The sequence below is a fragment of the Halotalea alkalilenta genome, assembly GCF_001648175.1.
Classification (GTDB): Bacteria; Pseudomonadota; Gammaproteobacteria; order Pseudomonadales; family Halomonadaceae; genus Halotalea; species Halotalea alkalilenta_A.
The window spans coordinates 3,224,264-3,241,931 of the sequence record NZ_CP015243.1 but is presented as its reverse complement, the minus strand read 5'-3'; the positions used below and the strand labels follow the sequence as shown (position 1 = coordinate 3,241,931).

Sequence of the window (17,668 nt, the reverse complement as noted above, 5' to 3'; positions counted from 1 at the left end):
TGCGGGGGTTTTCCCTTTTGGGGCGCCCGGCGAGGGGTGCCCGGCGAGGGGTGCCCGGCGAGGGGCGCCCCGCGCTCTTCTTGAGCCGCTGCTTCGCTAGTAGGAGGCGCGGCGGTAGCTGCGATAGCGCGGTAGCCAAAAATTCTGCTCGATCCGTGCCTCGATCTCGTCATCGCTGATCTGCAGTGCCACCCCATCCTCCTGTGCCCGCTTGGCCACCGCGAAGGCGATCTTGCGACTCACGCTCTGGATCTCGCGCAGCGGTGGGAGTACCGCACCTTCGCCTTCCAGCGCCACCGGCGAGCAGTCGGCCAGCGCACGGGCCGCCGCCATCAGCATGCCGTCGGTGATGCGCCGGGCTGACGCCGCCAAGGCTCCGAGGCCGATGCCGGGGAAGATATAGGCGTTGTTGCACTGAGCGATGGGAATCTCATGGTCACCCAGTTTGACCGGCCGAAACGGACTGCCCGTGGCGACCAGCGCTTCTCCATTGGTCCAGGAGAGAATCTCCTGGGGAGTCGCCTCTATCCGGGAGGTGGGATTGGAGAGCGGCATGATCAGCGGGGAAGGGCAGTAGCTGTGCATCGCCCTGATCACCTCCTCGGTGAAAAGGCCACGCTGCCCCGAGACACCGACCAGGATGGTCGGCTTGGCGCCGTGTACCACGTCGATCAGGGCCAGGTCCTTTTCGTTTCCCTTCCATTGCACCAGGTCGGCTCGTTTCTGGGCCAGCCGCCGTTGGAAGTCCGGGACGTTGGACATGTCGTCGGTGATCAGGCCGTAACGATCGACCATGAATATTCTTGCCCGGGCCTCGGCCTCATCGAGGCCTTCCTCGATCATCGCCGCGACGATCCGTTCGGCGATTCCACAGCCTGCCGAGCCCGCGCCGACGAAGGCCACGCGCTGGTCCGAGATCTTCTCGTTCTTCGCCTTGCAGGCTGAGTAGAGCGTGCCCAGCGCCACTGCGGCGGTACCCTGGATGTCGTCGTTGAAGCAGCACAGTGCATCCTTGTATTTCTCGAGCAGCGGCAGCGCGGAGTGCTGGGCGAAATCCTCGAATTGCAGCAGTACATTGGGCCAGCGGCGAATGATTGCACGTATGCACAGGTCGACGAACTCATAGTAAGCCTCACCGGTGACCCGTTCGTGTCGCCACCCCATATACATCGGGTCGTCGAGCAGGTCGGGGTTGTTGGTGCCGACATCGAGTACCACTGGCAGGGTGTAGGCGGGGCTTATTCCGCCGCAGGCGGTGTACAGCGACAGCTTGCCGATCGGGATACCCATGCCGCCGATACCTTGGTCGCCGAGACCGAGGATGCGTTCGCTGTCGGTCACGACCACCACTTTGACGTTGTCCTTGGTGGCGCTGTTGAGGATGTCGTCGATGTGCTCCCGGTGGGGATAGGAGATGAATATGCCGCGGTGGGAGCGGTAGATCTGCGAGAAAGCCTGGCAGGCTTCGCCGACCGTCGGGGTATAGATGATCGGCAGCATCTCTTCGAGATGCTCCTCGAGCAGGCGGAAGAACATCGTTTCGTTGCTGTCCTGCAGTGCACGCAGGTAGATATGGCGGTCGAGGTCGCTTTGCTGGTCTGAGTACTGTCGATAGGCGCGTTCGACCTGCTCCTCGATCGTCTCGATGTTCTGCGGCAGTAGGCCGACGAGGTTGAATGCTACCCGCTCATCGAGAGAGAAGGCGCTGTCTTTGTTGAGCAGCGGGGTCTCGAGCAGGGTCGGTCCGGAATGAATGATGTACAAAGGGCGCTGCGTGGCTTCGGTCATCTGGGACTCGCATCTGCTGACTGGAAGATACCGCGCCGGAATGAACAAGACCGACGAGCAGGACCGACGAGCGAGTCCTGCCGCGACCTTCCTCCCAGGGTGGGCGCGATCTCTCCAACATAGCATTCATTCTCGAGCGGCGAACATTCTACCCTAGGCGTGTGATAGTCCTTTGCACGTCGCGCTGGCACCATAGCGCGATCCGGGCCAGCGGTGCCCCAGGCTTCTGGTCGCGGCCTGCGAGCTGGCACGATCGTGGCCTCCGCGCGTTCCTGGACGCTCCTCTGTCTCGTGCTTGGCTTGCGCTGGCTTGAAGTAGTCGCATCGCTTTGAATGAAATAAGCTCTGGGCGGCGGTCAGCGCCGGTGATCTAGAGTAAAGTGGCGACAACTATGGGCGATGGTCAATGGCGATGTCGTCGTGCAGGCGTAAGTGAAAGGCGTGAGACTCGATGGAAACCTTCTATAACATCTTCATGGCGATTCTGAGTCAGGATTATGAAATGATCCGCTCCGCTCGCTATCTATGGATGCTGCCGCTGATCCTGTTTTTGATCATATCGCTTGAAAATGGCGTGTTGCCCGCTGCGTTCTTTCCTGGGGATTCCTTGCTGATCCTGGTCGGCGTGATGGCGAGCCAGGGCGCTTTCTCCTTCTGGGGGATCAACCTGGTGCTGATCGTGGCTGCGAGCGTGGGGTCATGGCTGGGCTTCATCCAGGGACGATGGCTGAGTGACACGCCGTTGATAAAGCGCTGGATGGCTAATCATCTGCCGCCGCATCGAGTGGAGCAGACCCATGCGCTGCTCCACCGCCACGGGCTCCTGGCGCTGCTCGCCGGGCGCTTCATGCCCTTCGTGCGCACGCTGATGCCGCTGGTGGTCGGGATATCGCCGCTGTCCACCGCCCGCTTCCAGATGTTCAACGTGCTCAGCGCGACGCTGTGGGTGGGGCTTCTCACCTCGCTTGGCTACCTGATCAGCAATACCGCTTTCTTCTCCCGTCACCAAGAGATCCTCACTACCTGCATGCTGCTGCTGCCGATCCTGCTGCTGACGATCGGGCTGGTGAGCTCGCTGTTCTATTTTGCCAAGCGTCGCTTCGGCAGCGGGCGCGACTGAGCCGGCGTTCATTCGTCGCGACCGAGTGCCAGGGTGGTGATGTGGGCATGCAGGGCCGCATAGGGAGATGTCGCCAGCGCGCCGTACCCGGGCAGGGTGCGGGCCTTGAGCTGGGTCAGAAGGGGCGAGCTCAGGCCGCAGAGAAAGCGGGCCAGCAGGGTTGCGCTGGGTGTATGCCCATTGCCTCGCTCGGCCAGCCGGGCATGCAACGGCGCGCATAGCGCCGAGAGCCTCGGTCGATCCGGCAACGGCTCCGGTTGAGGCCTGGGCAGACGGGCAGTCCTGCCGTGGCACACCGAGCAATGGCCGCAATGCTGTGGTGCCCGCGGGTCGCCGAAATACGCCGCCAGCCGATGGCTGAGGCAGTGCTCGCTTTCCAGTAGCGCAGGTACCGCTCGGAGCCGCTCGAGCTCTGCATGCTCGCGCTGAGTGAAATAGTCGTGCAGCCGCAGGCTGAGGCCTTCGATGTCCAGCGACCCGGCATACACCGCGTATACCTCCGTCAGCTGCTTTGCCTCGAGTTCGATCCAGCCGCGCTGGGCAAAGAATTCGAGCGCCGCGATTACCCGACCCCGTCCCGCATCCAGACCTGCCGCTCGGCCGGCTTCGTCGATCCTATCGAAGTCGACGCTGGCCCAGCGCCGCGCGCGGCGTACGTTGTTCAGCAGCAGGGCGATGAAATCGCGCCGCTCACCCTGGAAATGTCCCGCCAGCGTCTCGTCGTCTTCATGCTGGGCGAAGCGGTAGTCGGCGAAGTGGGAGAAGCGCGGTGTCGCCACTCCGAGCAGCTCCAGTTGTACCAGCAAGGTTTTGAGCGGCAGGGGGCGAATGTCGGTGCGCTGTGAAAGGGCGCTCAGGGTGAAGCGCCAGTCACGCTCTCCGCTGCTTGCGCGTGGCAGTGCGTCCAGTTCTTCCAGCAGGCAGCGGATGCCGCTGCGCTCTGGCGTGTCACCGTAGATGAAGTTCTCGAGTACTCCCAGGCCCTCCCGGCTTGCCAGCGTCAGGCAAGTGGAGGGTGCTCCGTCGCGTCCGGCTCGACCGATCTCCTGGCTGTAATTCTCGATCGACTTGGGCGGATCGAAATGGATCACCTGGCGAATGTCGCTTTTATCGATGCCCATGCCGAACGCGATGGTGGCGACGATGCAGTTCAGCTCCCCTTGCTTGAAGGCCGTCTGGATCGTTTGTCGCTCTTCGCTGTCCAGTCCCGCATGGTAGGCGCGAGCCGCGATGCCGTTGCTGGTCAGTAGCCTGGCGACCTCTTCGGCGCTGCGCTGCTGGGTGACGTAAACGATGCTCGGTTGTGGCACGGCGGCCTGGTGACCGGCTCGCGGAGCGAGCCATTCGACCAATCGCTGCGGGCGCTGTGCCTGTGCGGTGGGCAGCACTTCGAGTTCGAGATTGGGACGATAGAAGCCCGTGGTGATCACGTCATCGGCGGTGATGGAGAAGCGCTCGCGCATCTGTTCGACCACCGGCGGGGTCGCCGTGGCGGTGAGCAGCAGCGTACGCGGCATGCCGAGTCGTTCGCGCTCCTCCGGCAGCTTCAGGTAGTCCGGCCGGAAGTTGTGCCCCCACTCGGAAATGCAGTGGGCTTCATCGACCACCAGGAGCGAGATCGGTACCTGCGAGATGAACCGGCGAAAGCGCTCGTTGCGTAGCCTCTCCACCGAGATCATCAGGATCTTGAGCTCGCCGGCCTGGGCCTGGCGCATCACTTCGCGGCCCTCGTCGGGGGATTGGCTCGAGTCGATGCTCGCCGCGGCGATGCCGTGGGCATGCAGGAAGGCGAGCTGATCCTTGATCAGGGCGAGAAGCGGCGATATCACCAGGGTCAGGTGCGGCAGCATCAGCGCTGGCAGTTGATAGCATAGCGACTTGCCTGCACCGGTGGGAAAGATCGCCGCCACGGACCGGCCCTCCAGCAGCCGCTCGATCACCGCTCGCTGTCCCGGTCGGAGGCCCTCGAAGCCGAAGTGACGGGCGAGGGCGTAATCGAGCGTCTCAGAGCTCATCGATGGATCTCCTCGAAAGGCGAGTTAGCGCAGTTCAGGCGGGTAGGGCGATCAAGGTCAGCACGCCCCGGTCGAAGTCGAGTGCGCGCACCTCGACGCTGAAGCCGTCCGGGTGGTGCGCATCCAGCGACTTGACCAGTGCGAGGGTAAAGCGGCTCGGTCGAGTCGGGTCGAAGTCGGCGATGGCGTCATGGAAGTAGAACGGCCGTTTGACCCGCGGATAAAGCGCTTTGTAGAGACTTTCTTTGGCTGAGAACACCCGGGTCAGCCAGGCGCCTCGCGCCAGCTCGGGCAGCTCGCGCCAGTGGTCGAGCTCTGAGTCGCAGAGGATCATCGCGGCGAGTCGATCGGCGCGATCACTGTGGATCCAACCCTCCGCATCGATTCCCAACGCACTGAGACGAGAGCCCGCCGCTACCGCTGCCGCAGCGAAACCCTGGCTATGGGTCAGCGCGCCGATGCAGCCCCCCGGCCACTGCGGGCAGCGTTCTCCCTCGGCTGTCCAGGGCAGGCCCTCGATCGCGTTCGCGGCCAGCGCTCGCCGTGCGCACAGGCGCGCGGCGAGGTATTCGGCACGTCGTTTATCGACGGCCTTGGCCAGGGTGTCAGGTGCTGGTATTCGCAGCCGCTCGAACGCTTTTGCATCGAAGTGAGCGGGAGTGAAGCGCAGTGCCGCGATCGCCAGCGGCAATTCTCCAATCAGCTCGCCTTCGATGCGCAGGAGTTGCGAAGGAGTGAGAGGTTGGAGGAATTGCTCCGCGCCGACGATCGACGGCGAGACTGCGCTGGCCGACATCTCAGATCAGCCAGATCAGGAACAGCAGGAGCGCGGGAATGAACAGGAACACCGTCCATTTCACCAATTGATAGAGCGGCTGGTTGAACTGCTTGAGCTGCTTGCCTTTGCCGCGGATCGCATAGAGGTACTTGAACGCTCGGTTAAGCCCGCCTGTACGATCGTTATCGTCGTTGGGCGAGGCTGCCGCTGCCATCACCTTGCGGCTGAACCAGTGGTTGACCGCGGCCGCCCAGCGGTACTTCATTGGACGTTCGACATCGCAGAACAGGATCAGACGATTGCTCTCACTGCCATTCTCGGCGTAGTGGATGTAGGTCTCGTCGAACAGCACCGCTTCGCCATCGCGCCAGCTATAGGGAATGCCGTCGACATCGATGAAGCAGCGGTCGTCGTTGGGCGTGCGCAGTCCCAGGTGATAGCGGATCGATCCGGCGTAGGGGTCGCGATGTTTCATCAGCTTGCTGCCGACCGGCAGCTCGGCGAACATCGCGGCCTTGATCGAGGGAATGCCCGCCAGGATCTCGGTCGTTTTCGGGCACAGAGCCTCGGCGGATGCGTGGCTCTCTCCATACCACTTGAGATAGAAGCGCTTCCAGCCGCGGCGGAAGAACGAGTTGAAACCCGCATCGTCGCGTTTGTCGGAGCCCTTGATGTGGTTTTCGAGTGCCTCGGCCTCGGCGCGAATTTCCTGCCAGCGGCTGGTCAGCGCCTCGAGCTCGGGGAAGTCCTGCTCGCGATGGTAGGGGCGGTCCGGGAGTCGCGAAAACAGGTACATGAAGGTGTTGATCGGTGCCATGAAGGTCGAATGATCCGAAAGCTGGCGGGTCATTCGATGGCGTTTCTTACCGCGGTAATGTACGTAGATGATACTGAAAGCGATATAGGCCAGTACGAGGCCGACGAGGGTCCACTTGATCATGGAAGAGTCCTGGCGGGATGGTGCAAGCGTCGCATCGCGCGGGTATCTACGGATGGCGCGCGGCGGTCGACACGGTAGAAATTCAGCGCCTCAGTCTCGCATCTCACCGTTCGAGTGTCGATCCTTGCGCGCGGGCCTGCGCCCGCGCGCAAGGGTCAGTCGCTGAGCAAACGAGCGTCGAAGCTGATCGGAATCGTGTCCGACAGACGCTGGAAGCCCAGCGCGGCGAGAATGGTCTGAGCATTGTCGAGCTGCATCAACTCGCGGGTATCGATCGAGACCGGCTCAGCGGTACGTACGCGATACTCGTTTTCCCCCACCCGGGTGAGCGCTAGCGCCACCTCTTCATGACGAGTGAAGCGCTCGCCCTGGATGGTCAGCGGCAGCTGCCGAGTAGCGGACTCGCCAATGCCGAGCGCATTGAACCATCCGGGATCGACTTCTGCAGTGATGGTCGCCACCTGTCCCGTCGCCAAGCCGCTGAGCCAAGAGGGAAGCTGGCTGATCAGATCGAGCTGGTCGAGGGCGAGCGGGAGGGTCAGCTGGCCCTGTTCGTCGATCGTGCCGGCCAGACGCTCGACCCTGTGCTGTTGGACCACATCGCCGCTCGTACGTTGATCGGTGAGCGTCGCATCGATATAGCTGTGCATGGGATCGAAGCGCCATGCAGCTTCTGCATGGGCGCTGAATGCCAGGCTGAAGCCGATGCCGAGCAGTCCCGCTATTAGTCCGTTTCTACGCATGGAAATCCCTTTGCAGCGAAAACTGGGTAGCCTTGGAAAAGGCTTTGATTATCATACGCCTCCCATCACTGGCGGCTATAGCTCAATTGGCTGAAGCGCAGCGCTCGAGGCTCAGGGAGCGGCATTTCACCCGCCCTTTAGCTCAGAGGGATGCGCTTGATGTCGCTAGTATCGGATTGATATTAGGTGGTTTTCACAGCTTGCCGGCTTGGCGGATGCAACCGGCCCCTGCCGGTTCACGGTCCATACATGGAGAAAGGCGCTGTATAGCCCAGGATAGTCCAAGACGCCCAAGCCCACGTGCTCCGTGGCACATCGACTGGCGCTGAGCCTCGGGCGCTCGGGATGGCGCTGGTTTCAACGGCGTTCTGCCCGCGGGTCAAATAAAGCCAATCCAGCGGCCAGCGATGACCGCCGCGATCCAGATCGCGAACGACATCGCGGCCATGAGTTTGATCGACCAGGGGCCCCGGTCCTCGGAAAGCGTACGCCGCCACGGCGATGCGATACGCAGCAGCACGACGTTAGCGATGCCGGCGGCAAGAAGCCCCATCTTGGTCAGAAAGGCCGGGTTGCCGACGTATTCGTTCGCCCTGACGGTGAAGAGCGCCATGCCAGTGAGGATCGCGAGCACGGCACCGGTCGCCGCCGCCCGGGAAAGGAATGGCCCGAGCAGCTGTAGAGGAGTGCGTTTGAACAGCCCGAGGAGTCGAAGGTCGAGCGGCAGGATCGCTCCTACGAGTAGCCCGATCGCCAGGATGTGCGCGGCATTGGCGAATACGTAGAGCACAGGAGACGCTGTCAGCGCCTGCGCGACGATGCCCTCTGAAAGCCACTCGAGCAGGCTCGTCACGCCGTGCTCAGCCTTCGATCCGTCCCGGATAGATGTCGTAGTTCTGGCCGCCGACGGTGATGCGAACCGCCTTGATCAGGTTCTCGCTCTCGTCGAGCGAACGGTTGCCGAGGATCGTGACCTCATCGCCGACCTCCGCCGACCCTTGCGCGAATCCGGCGCGCTGTGTCTGGTTGGGATTACCGAGATCGACCTGCCAGACTTCGCCCTCTATCTCCACCTCGAGGGAAGGATGCGGCGGCGCGAAGGAGATTTCCCGAATCGTCCCGGTCAGCTCGCTCAATTCGCCTTCGGCCCAGCTCCAACCATGATGGGCCGCGGCTGTCGTCGCGAGCAGGGCGCAGAGACAGAGGCCGGTAAGGATGGCGCTTGGTTTCTTGATCCTCATGAATCTTCTCCTCCGCTCAAGGGAAGGGGGGATGCCGCTCGGTTCATGGCGGCCGCTTCAGGGTGGTCGCATGGTTTTGCGATTGCAACGCGGGGTCTTTGGGCACTTGGTTCGATTAAGCTGGGCGCTCGAACGAGGTCATTCGTCCTGTCGTCCGAGGTGGGGAAGGTCTGCTTTGGCGCATCGATCCAGGTCTCGATCTCTCCCTACGAGCCGAGCGACGACAAATCGCGCGTTGCCCGACAGCCAAACCCCCGTCTGGCCCGCGGTGGGTCAGGGGCAATCCGGGGGCCGGGGCGCTTGGGGAACTCGTTGAGGCTCAGTCGAATCGGGGTCAGGCAGTCATCAGCCTGGTCGTGACTGCTCCACATATCGGTTACGGCCTGCCAGGACCGCGAATACGATCTGTGCGCATGCTGACGCCAGCAGCACCAATAGCGGGGCGTGCCATCCTCCACTGAGGTCGTGTAGCCACCCTGCGAGGAAAGGCCCGGTGGCGCCTAGGCCATAGCCTACGCATTGGGCCATTCCTGACAGTGAGCTGGCCTGGTGATGGTCGCGGGTACGCAGACCAAAAAGCGTCAGGCAGGTGACCATCGACATTCCAGCGCCGACGCCTGCGAACAGAAGCCAAAGAAGCGCCCAGGTCGGTGCCCACAGCAGGCCCGCGACACCACAGCAAATGCACAGCGAGCAGATGAACCCCAGCAAACGCTGGTCGTGCAGGCGCTTGATCGCAACCGACGTCACAAGGTTTGCGACTACGGCGATAGCCTGGTAGGCGAACAGATAGGTACCCGCCTGAGCCGCGCTGATGCCTACGCCGCTGACCATGGAAGGGAACCAATCGATCAAGGTGTAGAACACCAGCGTTTGCAGGGCCATGAACATCGATACCTGCCAAGCGATCGCACTTCGCCATACTGGTGCCGGTGCGTGGCTCGCTTGGGTTCCTGACTTGGCCGGGGTGGGCGCGTGAACGCCTTTGAGCTGTGGCCACCAGCAAACAGCCGCCAGGATTGCGAGCACGAACCAGATACCTAGCGGCAATCTCCAGGCATAGCTCGTGAGGTTCGACAGCGGTGCGGCAAGTCCGCTCGCCAGGGCCGCGACCAGCGCCATGGTCGCAGCGTAAAGGCCAACGCATAGCGCCGTATGGTCAGGGAAGTCCCGCTTGACCAGCGGCACCACGAGCACATTCGCTACAGCGATGCCAGCGCCGATCAGCACCGTACCCAGCCACAGGCCGGAATAAAGGCCGCTGGAGCGTATCAGGCACCCCACGGCGATCAGGCAAAGCGCGCCGAACAGCGCGCGTTCGAGCCCAAGGCGCCGGGTCAGCCAAGGAGCCATTGGTGAGCCACAAGCGAAGATCAATAATGGCAGCGCATTGAGCAGACCGGCCACCGCCGGGGTCATGGCAAAATGCTGTTGCAGCTCCGTTAGCACCGGTCCAAGTGCCGTGATGGGCGCGCGCAGATTGGCGGCGATCAGCACGATGCCGAGCAGCAGGGAAGAACGTAAAAAGGATTTGTCGGCACCAGTGGCCGTAGAGGAAAACGTCATGAACGCAACGCCTGACGAGGGGACGCGAGAGTCCCGTGTTTGCGTTGGCTGACGTTAACGCTTACGCATGGCACCGAGGCAGCGCCATGTCTGCCGGCTATGCTAGCAAATAGACGGTTTGGCAAACAAGATATCGTGCATTGAGGGAGCGAAAACCAGCCATCGATGGATCCGGGCGAGCTCGCCAGGGGATAGGGGCGTCGTTGTGGATGAAATTCAGTTCGCTCGTTGCTGGCACATGTTCAATATGCGACAATCTCAATCTGTGTGGGCCGTTAGCTCAGTTGGTTAGAGCAGAGGACTTGACTGGGGGCATCCCTACCCCTCGTACAGCACGAGGCATGGGGTGGACCTGTATGGGTTGCTCAAGGTAAGTTCGCTCTGCCTTGAAGTAGAACTTCTCAAATTCGGTGAACGCTAAGGCGCACTCGTAGCGCTATGCCAACGCCGAGCGAAGCCCCTGCGAAGGGGAACGTGTAGAGACTCGACGGGAAGGCCGAAAGGCAAGACAGAGTCCAGACCACGAACCGGAAACGGGCGGCGAAAGCCGAAGTGGTAAGCATAATCCTTTGGTCGTTGGTTCGAGCCCAACACGGCCCACCATCCTCATACCGTGACCCTCCTGATTGACCGCGCCTGCAGCGGTTGACAGGAGGGTTCGCTTTTTTGGACTCTCCTCGGATCACGCCGCCCGTCGGCCCGGGCCGTACTGCTGGATGGGTCAGGCCGCTGCTCGTTTTGCCATCTCGCGCGCTGATGGAGTCTCATCGCAACTGGTGGCGGAATTTTCCCTTGGGAATTAAAACACTGTTCGTTAATGCATGCTAAGGGTTCACTAATTCTCCAAGCCGACTCTAGTGCGAGGATGGGTTTCCATTATGGCGGCACAGGAGAGTCGTACATGCTCGTCGATAGACCTCTTCCCCCTCGCTCCTCCACTCGTTCCAAGCTCTCTCGGCTCGCCGCGGCGCTGTTTCTCTCCGCCTCCGCATGCGGCTTAGTGGGGGGAATGACCTACCTTTCGCAGATCTAGGCTCCGGTATGAACGGGCGGTGGGTTTGGGATGCGCGAAAGCGTTCTAGGACTCGTCGCGAACCGGCTGGCGCCTGCGCTCGAACGCAGTCTTTTGACTAATGAAGCCGCAGCGTTGGTAAAAGCGCAGAGTGCCCGCGTCTTGGGCGCCGGTCATCAGCATGACCTTGTAGCAGCCGGCTTCCCAGGCAAGCTCGACCGCGTGGTCGAGCAGGGCGCGAGCATATCCGCACCGGCGATGCCTTTCGTCCGTGACCACGTTCTCGATCAATGCATAGGATGCGCCGCCGCGGCTGAGGTTATCGATCGTCAGCAGGGTGCAGATGCAGACCGGCGCGCCTTTGGATATCCCGAGTAGTAGCCGATGGCCGGGGCAAAGTTGGATTCGAGAAAAAATCTCCTTCGCGCGTGATCTCGGCAGCTGTCGATCCTCGTCGACCAACTGGCTGTAGAGCGCGAGGATGGCCTCGAGATCCGTCGAGACGGCCTCCCTGAAGCTTAGCATCATGCGCCTCGACGCAGATTACTCGGCGGCGTTTGCCTGCGTCGCCGAGCCGGGGTCGCCGCACGCGGTGTCGCCTGGCGAAGTCCGGTGATGCGCGAGGCACTCGCTCGGCGGCTCGAGCGGGTGGCATCGCGTGGTCGTCCTTCGTCGTGAAAGGCGAGCAATACGCAGGCGAGCATCGCCATCGCATTGACCGTCCACGCCCACCAGCCACCGATCGTCGCCAAGCAGGCAATGACCACCCCGAGGGCGGCGAGGACGACGGTCTTGCTCACCGTGGGTGAATACCCTCGCAGCAAACCGTGTCCTCCCAGCAAGGCGACGATGACCGCCATCCAGAGTAGATTCGTCACTGGCAGCCCCCTTTCTTTCGTCCCTATGTTTTCTTCACGTCATTCGAGCGTGCATGCCGCTCACTATAGCCGCTTCGGCGCGTATTGGCTGCTTGGAAGATGTCTCGGGCCCACCCCTCTCGCGCGGCATTCATCCGCCGCTCTTTTATGGCGCCACCGAAACCAAAATCCGGGCAGCTTCGCGGGTTGGAGTCGGGCGTCAGGTCTTCATGCGCAGGGCGAATTGCCGAGTTCGCATCCATTGACTATGTTTAGCTTCGGGTCCAGAAAAAGGAGATTCATGATGCGACTCAAAGTGTTGGCTTCCGCTGGCGCTCTCGCCGCTTTGACTGCACTGGCGGGCTGCGCCAGTTCGCCCCAGACGCCCTACGGAAAGGTCGCGGGCGATTACGCAGGGGTGCTGCCTTGCGCGGACTGCTCGGGCATCAGTACCCAGCTACAGATGCGTAACGACGACGATATTGCAGGCACTTACGAGCTGCGCAGCGTGCGCGAGGGCAAGAGCGATCAGGTCTTGGTCACCCGCGGTAACTTCCTGGTCCTCGAGAATGCAGGTCCTCAGCAGCTGCCGCTCGTCTACCAGCTCAAGGGTGCGGACGGCAATACCATCTACAATCTGCGCCCGCTGGATGATGGCAACCTGGTGGTCCTCGATAACGAGATGCGGACTTCCCAGTCCGGCGCTGACATGACCCTCAAACGCCGCTGAGTCTCCTCCCAGCAGTGATCGATGCCGTGGGCCTATGTCTGGCTCACCATCGTCTAAGGGCCCGGCTTCCAGCCGGGCTTTTTCGTCGGGCAGCGTTGAACTCAGGCCATAAGGAGGATGGATTCGATGGACCAGAGTGCGAACACCAGCCTCGAGGGGTTCGAAGCTTCATTGAGAGCGGAGCAGATGCCGCTAGGGCTATCCGCGCCGCTGCGTGCGCTGTGGTGGGTCGGGCGTGGGGATTGGCAGGCAGCGCATGATGAGGTCGAGGCTGAAGCGACACGCGATGCCGCGTGGGTTCATGCGCATCTGCATCGGCGCGAGGGAGACCTTGGCAATGCGGGCTATTGGTATCGGCGCGCGGGTCGTGAGCCCGGGGAAGATGACTTGGACGGCGAATGGCGCAGCATGGTGGGGGAGCTGATCATCAAGCGGACAGAGGAAGAGGTGCGGTGAACGACGACGCGATCATCCGTGCGCTGCTCGGCCAACCGCGCAGCATAGCGTTGGTTGGCGCCAGCGATGACCCCCTGCGCCCAAGCCATTCGGTCATGCAGCGATTGCTGGCCCACGGACACCGGCTCCACCCAGTCAATCCCACCAGGGCAGGGCGAATGATCCTGGGTTGCGAGGTAGTGGCGAACCTTGCCGATATCCAGGAGCCGATCGATATCGTCGATGTCTTTCGGCGCAGCGATGCGGTCGACACCCTGGTGAACGAGGTGCTCATGCTGTCGCCGATGCCGGAGGCGATATGGCTGCAGCTGGGGGTGCGCGATCCGGTGGCCGAACAGCGGGCGCGTCAGGCGGGAGTGACGGTGATCGTCGATCGCTGTCCGGCGATCGAGATCGCCCGTCTAGCACTTTGACGGCGACGCGCAGCGTAGTCGAGCGGATACGCCACCGCCGCGGCCCAATGGGGCCGCGGCGGTGGCGTGGCATGCGTTGCGTTCAGCTGTCGTCGCTGGCGCCGCCGCGCTGAAGGTTGGCGTAGGCGCGACCCTGGCGGGCGTCATTGAGCTTGGCCAGCATCTCGCCGCTGCGCTCGCGGAAGTTGGCCAGCTGCTGACCGCTCAGGCTCTGGCCGCCGGGTAGCTTCAGACGCATCGCGTCGACCGGGCGATTGTTGACCAGGATCTCGTAGTGCAGATGGGGGCCGGTGACTCGACCAGTGCTGCCAGAGAGCGCGATGCGGTCGTTCATGGTGATCTGCTGTCCATTACTCACCAGCGCTCGTGACAGATGCAGATAGCGGGTCTTCATGCCGTTCCCGTGATCGACGACCACATAGCGTCCGGCGAAGCGGTTGCTGCCTACCTGTACCACTCGTCCATTCGCCGGTGCTCTGATCGGGGTCCCGGTCGGCATCGCGAAGTCGGTGCCATGATGGGGCGCGATGCGCCCGGTGACCGGGTGGCGACGGTTGAGGTCGAACGGTGAGCTGAGCCGATGGTTGCCGGCGAACGGATATCGTTCGAACGCGGGATCGAGCCCCTTGCCGTCCGGGGTGTAGAACTGGTCGTTGTAGCGGATCACCGAGATCTCGGTCTGCGAGCCTTGATACTGGGCGGCGAGGATTCGCGAGCTCATCGGCTTGCCGTCGATCACGTCGGACTCGACCAGGACCTGGAAATGATCGCCATCGTGTGCCTGGCGACGGAAGTTGATCTTCTTCGACAGCGTGCGGGTCAGTTCGGCGACTTCGCCGCTCGAAAGCCCCGTCGCCTGCGCCGATTGGCTGAAGCTGCCCTGCACGGTACCGGCGAACAGCCTCTGGGTGGATTCCACGTCGCGCGCGATATTGGCGTAGTCGAAGCCATTGCCTTCGGCCTTGCGGGTGAGCTGCACCCCTTCGCGAAGGTTGCGCATCATCTTGAGGCCGATGAGATGGCCGTCTTCGTCGAGCTTGTAATCGAGTGTCGAGCCAACGCGCATATTGACCAGCAGGCGGCGGGTCTCGGCGTCCGGCGCGGCATCGAGCAGGTTCATCACCTCGGAGTAGCCGAGCCCCAGGCTTTGGCTTGCGATGCTGGTGAACGAATCCCCGGGCTGCACGGCGTAGGTCTGCCATTCGGCGACGTAGGACGAATGGGAGTCGATCTCTTCGCTCAGGCCGGGGTAGCTGTCCATCTCGGAGAGATAGAGCGGGTCGGCTGAGAAGCCATCATCGTAGTGTGGATCGTCTTCGCCGACCCTCCCCAAGGAAGCGAACAGGCGTTTGCGAATGTCGCTGCGCGCCTGGGATTCTTCCTGGCTGGTGGCGCCGGCATTGGCCGATGCGACCAGGTTGGGCGGGGGCTTTTGTTCGCTCTGCGCCGGCTGGCGCTGGGCCAGCGCCGCCTGGAGCGCTAAAGCGCTGGCTACATCGATGCTGTAGCCCTGTGCCGGAGCGATCTCTGGGCCTTCGGCCTCGGCGGCCCGGATCGGCATCAGGCTGCTGGTTTGAACGATGGAAGAAACATCCGAGGAAGAGGGAGATTCCTCTGTCTTGAGCAATTCGTGGGCTCCCAGGACCGTGACCATGGTGGTCACCGGCAGCAGCAGGAACTTATGGCTGCGTGGGAGCGAACTGAAGATTCGCAACATATTGAGTAAAGGCCGTAAAATGAAAAAGTTGTAAGGGTAAAGATTGGCTCGGCAACATTACCCTATAAGACTTCGAGTGCCTAGCGCGTCCATGACTGCCCTATCGGCCGGCGAAGCGCATGGTTGAGCCTTTTTCCAGTATTATTCCCACGTTTCGCGGGGGCTGTGGCGGGATGTTTTAAGAAATGTAAAAAAAGTGCAAATAAAAAGGAATACTGCGCTCGTCCGCTCTGGGTCGCGTATCGCGACGTTAGTGGTCGCTTTCTTTCCTTCTCAAACCGTCCCGGAAGCAGAAATTCATGTCACGCATTACCCTCGCGCAATGGCAGATGCTCGCCGCTGTCGCCGACCACGGCGGCTTCGCCAAGGCGGCGGAAGCCATCCACAAGAGCCCCTCGACGATCAACCATGCGGTGCACAAGCTGGAGCAGCAGCTCGGGGTGCAACTGCTGGCCACCAACGGGCGTCAAGTGCGCCTCACCGAAGCGGGCTCAACGCTGCTGCGGCGGGCGCGGCAGCTGCTCGAGGGGGCGCGGGCGCTGGAGGCGCTCGCGGTCGATTTCTCCGCCGGTACCGAGGCGGAGATCGCGGTGGGGGTCGACCAGATATTCCCGGTGGAGGCGCTGGCCCGAGCACTCGATGCTTTCTCTCAGCGGTTTCCGCAGACCCGCGTCCAGCTCTATGAGTGTGTGCTCAACGGTGGTCCTGAACTGCTGCTGCAGGGGCGTATCGATCTGCTGGTCACCGGTATCACCGTGCAGGGCTTTCTCGGCACACCGCTGGCGAGCATCGAATTCATTGCCGCCGCCCATCCCGCCCACCCGCTGCATGCGCTCGGGCGTCCGCTGGATCTGCGCGACCTGCGCGCCTACCGTCAGATCGTGATTCGCGACTCGGCCCGGCGTGAGCCGCTCGATTCCGGCTGGCTTGGAGCCGAGCAGCGCTGGACCGTCGGCCACGCTTCCACCGGACTGGAAATGCTTCGTCGCGGACTGGGCTTCGCCTGGGTGACCCGGCCACGGCTCAACGAGCTGAGTGCGCGTGGTGAACTGCTGGCGCTACCGCTTACCGAGGGAGCGCGACGTGAGGTGCCGATGCAGCTCTATTTCAAGGAGTTCGACGGTGCCGGGCCTGCGACTCGCGCAATGGCCGAGCTTTTGACCGAAACTGTCGCGGGCTGCATGGAGTCGGGCGAGGTTCATTGAGCCCGTTCTACTAAGCTTTGATGTCACCGCACCGATCGGTGCGGGCTCGAGGAGATAGTCATGGGCATGCTGGTGAATGGGCGTTGGAGCGATGAGTGGTACGACACTGCTTCGACGGGTGGCGAGTTCGAGCGTGAGCGCGCGCAGCGCCGTGACTGGGTCGTGCCGCAGGGGGAGGTCGATCTCGAGGGCGGCGACAGCTGGCCGGCGCAGTCCGGGCGCTACCATCTGTACGTCTCGCTGGCCTGTCCGTGGGCGCACCGCGTGCTGATCATGCGCAGGCTCAAGGGGCTCGAAAGCCATATCGGGGTGTCGGTCACCAGCCCTTTGATGCTCGAGCAGGGCTGGAGCTACGACACCTCGACCGGCTCGAGCGGCGATCCGATCAATCGGGTCGAGTTCCATCACGAGCTCTACACGCTCGACGATGCCCACTACACCGGGCGGGTGACCGTGCCGGTGCTGTGGGACAAAGAGCGGGGCAAGATCGTCAACAACGAGTCCGCAGAGCTCATGCGGATGTTCAACCGCGCCTTCGATTCGCTCACCGGCAACCGGCTCGATCTTTACCCGAGCGCGCTGGCAGGCACGATCGACGAGCTCAATGCGCGGATCTACGACACCGTCAACAACGGCGTCTACAAAAGCGGTTTCGCCACCGAGCAGGAAGTCTACGCGCGTCACGTCGAAGCCCTGTTCGAGACCCTCGATGCCCTCGATGCACGCCTTGAGAGCCGGCGCTATCTCGCCGGGGAGTACCTGACCGAGGCCGACATTCGGCTCTTCACCACGCTGGTGCGATTCGACCCGGTCTACTTCGGCCACTTCAAGTGCAACCTCAGGCGAATCGCCGATTACCCTCAACTGGCGCCCTACCTGCGCGAGCTGTACCAATGGCCGGGAATCGCGCAGACGGTCGATTTTGACCACATCAAGCGCCACTACTATGGTAGCCATCCATCGATCAACCCGAACCGCATCGTGCCGCTGGGGCCGCTGCTCGATCTCGATCGTCCCCATGGTCGCGACCACCTGCCCGGGCGTGGCATCTATATTCGCGGTGATGGTGGCGGGGCGCAGTGACCCA

General features: G+C 62.5%; 17 protein-coding genes. 6 read left to right on the top strand and 11 right to left on the bottom strand.

Translation table 11 applies throughout. The features are described from left to right. Positions 1-96: 96 nt before the first annotated feature. A complete protein-coding gene (locus A5892_RS14495; protein ID WP_064123400.1) occupies positions 97-1,788 on the bottom strand; it encodes an NAD-dependent malic enzyme in 1,692 nt (563 codons plus the stop codon). A gap of 451 nt (positions 1,789-2,239) precedes the next feature. On the opposite strand from A5892_RS14495, the gene A5892_RS14490 reads away from it, so the two are divergent. After that, a complete protein-coding gene (locus A5892_RS14490; protein ID WP_064123399.1) occupies positions 2,240-2,908 on the top strand; it encodes a DedA family protein in 669 nt (222 codons plus the stop codon). 8 nt (positions 2,909-2,916) lie between these two features. Here the strand turns inward: A5892_RS14490 and A5892_RS14485 are convergent, their stop codons facing one another. From A5892_RS14485 to A5892_RS20535, 9 genes are all read right to left on the bottom strand, one after another. After that, positions 2,917-4,923, bottom strand: coding sequence for a RecQ family ATP-dependent DNA helicase (locus A5892_RS14485; protein WP_064123398.1), 2,007 nt, complete (start codon positions 4,921-4,923; stop codon positions 2,917-2,919). Positions 4,924-4,957: 34 nt separating this feature from the next. Further along, positions 4,958-5,719 (bottom strand): 4'-phosphopantetheinyl transferase family protein, encoded by a 762-nt coding sequence (locus A5892_RS14480; RefSeq protein ID WP_082890487.1) that lies wholly within the window; start codon positions 5,717-5,719, stop codon positions 4,958-4,960. A 1-nt stretch (position 5,720) separates the two neighbouring features. Beyond that, a complete protein-coding gene (gene lpxO / locus A5892_RS14475; protein WP_064123397.1) occupies positions 5,721-6,641 on the bottom strand; it encodes a lipid A hydroxylase LpxO in 921 nt (306 codons plus the stop codon). Between the two features lie 155 nt (positions 6,642-6,796). After that, complete coding sequence (locus tag A5892_RS14470) at positions 6,797-7,384, bottom strand: hypothetical protein (protein ID WP_064123396.1); 588 nt, start codon at positions 7,382-7,384, stop codon at positions 6,797-6,799. Between the two features lie 379 nt (positions 7,385-7,763). Next, the gene (locus tag A5892_RS14465; RefSeq protein ID WP_064123395.1) at positions 7,764-8,237 is read right to left on the bottom strand and encodes a DUF6644 family protein; all 474 of its coding nucleotides are present in this window, start codon (positions 8,235-8,237) and stop codon (positions 7,764-7,766) included. A 7-nt stretch (positions 8,238-8,244) separates the two neighbouring features. Next, the gene (locus tag A5892_RS14460; protein ID WP_064123394.1) at positions 8,245-8,625 is read right to left on the bottom strand and encodes a DUF6152 family protein; all 381 of its coding nucleotides are present in this window, start codon (positions 8,623-8,625) and stop codon (positions 8,245-8,247) included. Positions 8,626-8,970: 345 nt separating this feature from the next. Further along, complete coding sequence (locus A5892_RS14455; RefSeq protein WP_064123393.1) at positions 8,971-10,191, bottom strand: MFS transporter; 1,221 nt, start codon at positions 10,189-10,191, stop codon at positions 8,971-8,973. 1,078 nt (positions 10,192-11,269) lie between these two features. Further along, positions 11,270-11,728 carry a GNAT family N-acetyltransferase gene (locus tag A5892_RS14450; RefSeq protein WP_064123392.1) on the bottom strand — a complete coding sequence of 153 codons (459 nt, stop codon included), beginning with the start codon at positions 11,726-11,728 and terminating at the stop codon, positions 11,270-11,272. Further along, the gene (locus tag A5892_RS20535; protein WP_190295620.1) at positions 11,728-12,081 is read right to left on the bottom strand and encodes a hypothetical protein; all 354 of its coding nucleotides are present in this window, start codon (positions 12,079-12,081) and stop codon (positions 11,728-11,730) included. The genes A5892_RS14450 and A5892_RS20535 overlap by 1 nt, the downstream gene beginning before the upstream one ends. 283 nt (positions 12,082-12,364) lie before the next feature. Between A5892_RS20535 and A5892_RS20530 the strand changes: the two genes are divergently transcribed. The 3 genes from A5892_RS20530 to A5892_RS14430 all read left to right on the top strand — a co-directional run bounded on the left by A5892_RS20530 (position 12,365) and on the right by A5892_RS14430 (position 13,659). Beyond that, entirely contained in the window at positions 12,365-12,790 is a 426-nt protein-coding gene (locus tag A5892_RS20530; protein WP_064123390.1) for a copper resistance protein NlpE N-terminal domain-containing protein, read from the top strand. 126 nt (positions 12,791-12,916) lie between these two features. Continuing rightward, positions 12,917-13,246 (top strand): hypothetical protein, encoded by a 330-nt coding sequence (locus A5892_RS14435; protein WP_223302680.1) that lies wholly within the window; start codon positions 12,917-12,919, stop codon positions 13,244-13,246. Further along, on the top strand, positions 13,243-13,659 hold the full coding sequence (locus tag A5892_RS14430) for a CoA-binding protein (protein WP_223302679.1): 417 nt from the start codon (positions 13,243-13,245) through the stop codon (positions 13,657-13,659). The genes A5892_RS14435 and A5892_RS14430 overlap by 4 nt, the downstream gene beginning before the upstream one ends. An 82-nt stretch (positions 13,660-13,741) precedes the next feature. Here the strand turns inward: A5892_RS14430 and A5892_RS14425 are convergent, their stop codons facing one another. After that, complete coding sequence (locus A5892_RS14425) at positions 13,742-15,376, bottom strand: peptidoglycan DD-metalloendopeptidase family protein (RefSeq protein ID WP_064123388.1); 1,635 nt, start codon at positions 15,374-15,376, stop codon at positions 13,742-13,744. 299 nt (positions 15,377-15,675) lie between these two features. On the opposite strand from A5892_RS14425, the gene A5892_RS14420 reads away from it, so the two are divergent. Together A5892_RS14420 and A5892_RS14415 are read left to right on the top strand one after the other, a co-directional pair. Next, positions 15,676-16,581 carry a LysR family transcriptional regulator gene (locus A5892_RS14420; RefSeq protein ID WP_064123387.1) on the top strand — a complete coding sequence of 302 codons (906 nt, stop codon included), beginning with the start codon at positions 15,676-15,678 and terminating at the stop codon, positions 16,579-16,581. 60 nt (positions 16,582-16,641) lie between these two features. Next, positions 16,642-17,664, top strand: coding sequence for a glutathione S-transferase family protein (locus A5892_RS14415; RefSeq protein WP_064123386.1), 1,023 nt, complete (start codon positions 16,642-16,644; stop codon positions 17,662-17,664). The last annotated feature ends 4 nt before the right edge of the window (positions 17,665-17,668 follow it).